The 3,673-nt window shown below is 71.2% G+C and carries 6 protein-coding genes; all 6 read left to right on the top strand.

Going from position 1 to position 3,673, the window contains the following annotated elements:
• Positions 1–1,099: Gfo/Idh/MocA family protein (locus WBP48_RS15475; protein ID WP_424441648.1), on the top strand; the 1,099-nt coding region annotated here is incomplete at its 5' end.
• 81 nt (positions 1,100–1,180) lie between these two features.
• The gene (locus WBP48_RS15470; RefSeq protein WP_424441647.1) at positions 1,181–1,636 is read left to right on the top strand and encodes a helix-turn-helix transcriptional regulator; all 456 of its coding nucleotides are present in this window, start codon (positions 1,181–1,183) and stop codon (positions 1,634–1,636) included.
• Positions 1,637–1,641: 5 nt separating this feature from the next.
• The gene (locus WBP48_RS15465; protein WP_424441646.1) at positions 1,642–2,073 is read left to right on the top strand and encodes a VOC family protein; all 432 of its coding nucleotides are present in this window, start codon (positions 1,642–1,644) and stop codon (positions 2,071–2,073) included.
• Between the two features lie 2 nt (positions 2,074–2,075).
• On the top strand, positions 2,076–2,513 hold the full coding sequence (locus WBP48_RS15460; RefSeq protein WP_424441645.1) for a hypothetical protein: 438 nt from the start codon (positions 2,076–2,078) through the stop codon (positions 2,511–2,513).
• 102 nt (positions 2,514–2,615) lie between these two features.
• The gene (locus WBP48_RS15455; RefSeq protein WP_424441644.1) at positions 2,616–3,323 is read left to right on the top strand and encodes an acyl-CoA synthetase; all 708 of its coding nucleotides are present in this window, start codon (positions 2,616–2,618) and stop codon (positions 3,321–3,323) included.
• Positions 3,320–3,673, top strand: a 354-nt coding sequence (locus WBP48_RS15450; RefSeq protein ID WP_424441643.1) for an amino acid transporter, incomplete at its 3' end; no start/stop codon positions are given. The genes WBP48_RS15455 and WBP48_RS15450, both read left to right, overlap by 4 nt.

The following is a 3,673-nucleotide window of genomic DNA, read 5'->3' as shown; positions in this document are numbered from 1 at the left end:
TCCGTCGCCGCCGGACGCCCGCGTCCCGCGCCCCCGCGAACCCGCCCGGCGGGCCTATCGTGGTGGCGTGATCAGGATCGCAACCATCGGGACCAGCGTCATCACCGAGACCTTCGCCGATGCGGTCGCCGCGGCGGGCGCCGACGGCAGCATCGCGATCACCGCCGTGACCTCGCGCGACGCGGCGAAGGCCCGCGCGCTCGCCGACCGCCTCGGCATCCCGACCGCGACGGCCGACCTCGACGGGCTCCTGCGCGACAAACAGGTGGATGCCGTCTACATCGCCTCGCCCAATGGCGCCCATGCGGCGCAGGCCCGCGCCGCGATCGCGCGCGGTGTCCACGTCTTCGTCGAGAAGCCCGCCACGACCGCGTCGGCGCAGTGGGAGGAGCTCGTGGCGCAGGCCCGCGACGCGGGCGTCGTCCTGTTCGAGGGCCTCCGCACGGTGTACGACCCCGGGTTCGCGGCGATCCGGGAGGTCCTGCCCGAGCTCGGCGTGCTGCGGCGGGCATCGTTCTCGTACTGCCAGCGCTCGGCGCGGTACGACCGGGTGCTCGCGGGCGAAACGCCGGCGATCTTCGACCCGGCGCTCGGCGGCGGGGCGCTGTGGGACCTCGGCGTCTACCCGATCAGCGCGATGGTCGCCTTGTTCGGCGAGCCGGATGCCGTCACCGCCGTCTCGACCCGTATCGTCACCGGCGTCGACGGGGCCGGTACGGCCCTGCTCGCGTACCCGGGCATCGGCGCGTACCCCGCCGTCCAGCCGGGCTCGAATGCCCCCGCCACCAGCGATACCCGCGGCATGATCGGCGAGGTCACCTACTCCAAGATCACGCGGTCGGACGTGCCCAGCGAGATCCAGGGCGAACTCGGCACGCTCGAGATCGACCACATCGCCCAGCCCCGTCGGCTCGTCCTCACGATGCTCGACGGCGCGCGCCGCGAGATCACGATCGACGCCGCCGACAACAACATGCGGTACGAAGTCTCCCGCTTCGCCGAGCTCGTCGGCGGAGCAGACCCCGCCCCCGACCAGCGACGCACCGCGGGCGTCCTGCGGGTCATCGAGCGCATCCGCGCCGACGGCGTCACCGTCTGATCGACCCGGCCCAAGACCCCGCACAGACCCACGACAGACCCCGCACAGACCCCGCACAGACCCAGCACAGACCCAAGAGCCATGGCCTCAGGCATCGATCTCGACACCCTCGCGCGGGTGCGGCGCGTCCGCGACGCGATGGACCGCGACTACGCCCAGCCCCTCGACATCCCCTCCCTCGCCCGGAGCGTCCACCTGTCGGCGGGCCACCTCTCACGCCAGTTCCGTCGCGCGTACGGCGAGTCGCCCTACTCCTATCTCATGACGCGCCGCATCGAGCGCGCCATGACGCTGCTGCGCACGACCGAGCTAAGCGTCACCGAGGTGAGCCTCGCCGTCGGGTGCCAGTCGCTCGGCACCTTCAGCACCCGCTTCACGGAACTCGTCGGCGTGCCGCCGAGCGTCTACCGCGAGCGCGGCGCGCCGTTCCAACCGGGGATGCTGCCGTGCATCGCGAAACGCCTGACCAGACCGAGCCGACAGCCGAGACCGATCAGGAATCGAGAAGCGGATGCCGCGGCATCCGACCTATCGTGAAGGCCATGTCCATCAGCATCCATTCCTCCTTCCTTCCGCACACCGATCCCGAGGCTTCGCTCGCGTTCTACCGCGATGTGCTCGGCTTCGAGGTGCGCCTCGACGTCGGCTACGAGAACCTGCGGTGGATCACCGTCGGACCCGCCGGCCAGAACACCGCGATCGTGCTGCACCCCGTCGGGGTCGGCACGGACATCTCCGACGAAGAGCGCGAGACGCTCCTGGAACTCGTCACGAAGGGCAGCTACTTCGGCGTCAACCTCGAAAGCTCCGACCTGGATGCCGATTTCGCGCGCATCGTGGATGCCGGCGCCGACGTCGTGCAGGAGCCCATCGACCAGGACTACGGGGTGCGCGACGCCGCGTTCCGCGACCCCGCGGGCAACCTCATCCGAATCCAGCAGACGCCCGGGCAGACACCGGCGAAGGAGCAGTGATCATGGCCGACACGAAGAGCGGGTTCAGCGCCGACGAGCGCGCCGCGATGAAGCAGCGCGCCGAGGAGTTGCGCGCGACGAAAGGCCTGAAGGGCGCCGCCAAGCTCGCCAAGGAACTGGAGGCCTGCGTCGAGGCGATCGAGGCGCTGACCGGCATCGACGGCGAGCTCGCGCGCGCCGTGCACCGGATCGTCGGCGAGGTCGCGCCGTACCTGAACCCGAAGACGTTCTACGGATTCCCCGCCTACGCCGCCGACGGCAAGGTCGTGCTCTTCGTCCAGCCCGCCTCGAAGTTCGACACCCGGTACCCCACGCTCAACTTCGACGAGACCGCGCACCTCGACGACGGGGCGATGTGGCCGGTCGCCTTCGCCGTGGTCGAACTGACGGATGCCGTGGAGCAGCGCATCCGTGAGCTGGTCACCACCGCCGTGGCCTGAGAGCGCCGGGCGGCGGGTGCTGGACCGGCGAGGCCGCGGGCAGCATACGCCGGACGACCTAGACTGGAGAGGTTTCCGCCCGTCCCGATCGATGGGGTCAGTGTGTCCGACGACGCCTCCGCCGCCCCGGCGATGCCCTCCGCAGGCGACCGCGCTACCGCGCCCGCGGCGGCGCGCACCTTCGACGTGCGGCACGTGCAGGTCGGCCGTGCACTGCTGGCAGCGGTCGCCGCGATCATGGTCACCTTCTCGTCCGACCATTCCGCGCCGGTCGGTCTCGCCATCTTCAGCGGATGGGTCGTCGCGACCGCGCTGGTCCTGCTGGTCGCCGCCTGGCTCGTGTACCCGAAGGGGCGGCGCGCGACGCCGATCCTCCTCGGCGTCCTCGCGCTCGTGGCCGGCATGGTCACGGGGATTCCCGGCATCCGTTCCACGACGCTGTTCTTCGTCGTGGTCATCGCCTGGGCGCTCGCGTCGGGCATCGCCGAGCTCGTGGCCGGAATCCGCGGCATCCGCTCCCGCCGCACCGACGGCGTCGCGGCCGGCGAGGACCGCGACCGCGTCCTCATCGGCGCTCTCACGGTCGCCCTCGGGCTCGGCCTGCTGCTCGTGAACCCGGCCTACAGCCTCGAGTACGTTCTCCCGGATGTCGATGTTGCGAGCACACTCACGGGCATCACCATCGCCGTCGGCCTGTTCGGAGGCTATGCCGCGATCATCGCCGTGTTCCTGGGCATCGCGGGGTTCTCGCCGCGGCGCCCGGCCGTGGTCGCCACCGTCGCACCCGGGGAACGGAGCGGGTCGCAGTGACCGATGAGCGACCCACTCGTCGAGACCTCCTCCGGCCGGTGCAGCTGCTGGGCTTCGCGTTCGCGGCGGCCCTGTTCGGCGGGCTCATCGCCCTCGTGTCGATGGGGTTCTTCCAGGATCTCACGGGGCCCGAACGCGAGCACGTCCTGGTGGTCTCGCTCGTCGTGGCGGGCATTTCGTTCATCGCGACGCTCGTGATCATCGCGCTGCTCATGCTCGCGGTGGACCCCGCCCAGCTGTCGCGGGAGGTCGACCACGGCGTCCTGCTGGACGAGCCGGGCGAAGCGCCCGGGGCGGGCGAGGCAGGCGTCGCGGATGCCGCGGCATCCGGCCCGGGCGATGACGACGAC

The sequence above is a fragment of the Microbacterium sp. genome, assembly GCF_049661145.1.
GTDB lineage: Bacteria > Actinomycetota > Actinomycetes > Actinomycetales > Microbacteriaceae > Microbacterium.
Note: the sequence above shows the minus strand (reverse complement) of the source record. Positions and strands in the feature narration are given on the sequence as shown.

Coding starts and splice junctions, on each gene's coding strand:
- WBP48_RS15470 (WP_424441647.1), top strand. CDS start 1,181: ATGGCCTCAGGCATCGATCTCGACACCCTCGCGCGGGTGCGGCGCGTC.
- WBP48_RS15465 (WP_424441646.1), top strand. CDS start 1,642: ATGTCCATCAGCATCCATTCCTCCTTCCTTCCGCACACCGATCCCGAG.
- WBP48_RS15460 (WP_424441645.1), top strand. CDS start 2,076: ATGGCCGACACGAAGAGCGGGTTCAGCGCCGACGAGCGCGCCGCGATG.